General features: G+C 58.6%; 2 protein-coding genes. One reads left to right on the forward strand and one right to left on the reverse strand.

Features of this window, described 5'->3' with window-relative positions:
• A partial coding sequence (locus H5U08_RS18710; RefSeq protein WP_297036635.1) for a hypothetical protein occupies positions 1-565 on the reverse strand: 565 nt, incomplete at its 3' end.
• Between the two features lie 203 nt (positions 566-768).
• Between H5U08_RS18710 and galE the strand changes: the two genes are divergently transcribed.
• Positions 769-1,432, forward strand: a 664-nt coding sequence (galE, locus tag H5U08_RS18715; RefSeq protein WP_297036639.1) for a UDP-glucose 4-epimerase GalE, incomplete at its 3' end; no start/stop codon positions are given.

Consider the following 1,432-nt stretch of genomic DNA (forward strand, 5'->3'; position numbering starts at 1 on the left):
GATCGTCGCTCAAGTTCCCCGGATTGCCAGGGAGGAGAATAGACGCTTTCACAGCAAGGGCCGAATACAATGCCACCCAGCGTGCTTCTTCCGGGTAGCAGATCTCATCGAAGCCTTTCAGAGCTTCTAAAATAAACGCCTGCGATCGCAGCGCATCCTCCTGGAGAAGGGCCAGAACGTAATAACTCCGCACGAGAGGATCTCGGCATCCGCTCTCGAACAATTTTTCTCCCATGGCGGACGTGATCCGTGGATCACGCCCCCGAGGCCGGGGAAGGAACTGAAGCTGCACCGCCCGCATGAACTCAACGGCGTCATCCTGCATTTCCGGAGGATCCCACGTGAACTTCCGGTACATCTCGATATCCCGCGACCAGAGTTTGAGGGCGGCTCGCTCGAAAGGAGTGTATGGGGCCCCGGGCGTGACGTCCGGAATTTCCTCCTCACTCTTGGTGGACGTTCCACTTTCCGCGCGAACGCCATCCCCTGGCGATGTCAGTGACCCGACCAGAAACGGCACGAGAAAAGCCGCTACCCACACGTGGCGAGCAGGTGTTCTTCGCATGGCCCACCCCTCCGTTGACCTCCAGAAGCAAAAAACCCGACAAGACGGCCGTTATTCGGCGCCTATTGTGGTATCGGCGGCACCTTTGCGTCAAGCATCAGATCCCGTAGATTAGACTTTTTCAAGTTCTTACGGGATATCACCGTCTGACCCGGGCGGGAACCCGGTCAGCGGCACATTCTGCCGATTGGGAGTGCTGGTAGATGAACGTCCTTGTCGTCGGTGGTGCTGGATATATCGGTTCCCACGCTGTGAAGCTGCTGGCCGAAGCCGGTCACGACGTCGTCGTGGTGGACAATCTCAGCCGGGGACACCGCGAGGCCGTTCCCGCCACGATTCCCTTTTATGAAATGCCCCTGGCCGATACCGAGGGTCTCAAGCGGGTCCTCCAGCGGCACCGCATCGAGTGTGTCATGCATTTTGCGGCCCTCGCCTATGTGGGTGAATCGGTGGAGCGTCCTCTCGCTTACTACGACAACAACGTGGCGCAAACGGTGTCCCTCCTTCGCGCGATGGAGGCAGGAGGCGTGGATAAGATGGTGTTCAGCTCCACCTGCGCCACGTACGGCGAACCGAAGGTGGTTCCCATCGTGGAGGACACACCCCAGGAACCCATCAATCCGTATGGACGCTCCAAACTTTTTGTGGAAAAAATTCTGGCCGATTTTGCAACGAGTCGGCCAGCGTTTTCCTACGCAGCGCTCCGCTACTTCAACGTGGCGGGAGCAGCGCGGGACGGCAGTCTGGGAGAGGACCACGATCCAGAAACCCATCTGATTCCCTCCCTTTTGCTTACAGCTCTGGGAAAGCGCCCCCAGTTCGTTGTGTTTGGCACCGATTATCCCACCCCGGACGGTACGTGCATCC

The organism is Thermogutta sp. (genome assembly GCF_014359955.1).
Taxonomy (GTDB): Bacteria; Planctomycetota; Planctomycetia; order Pirellulales; family Thermoguttaceae; genus Thermogutta.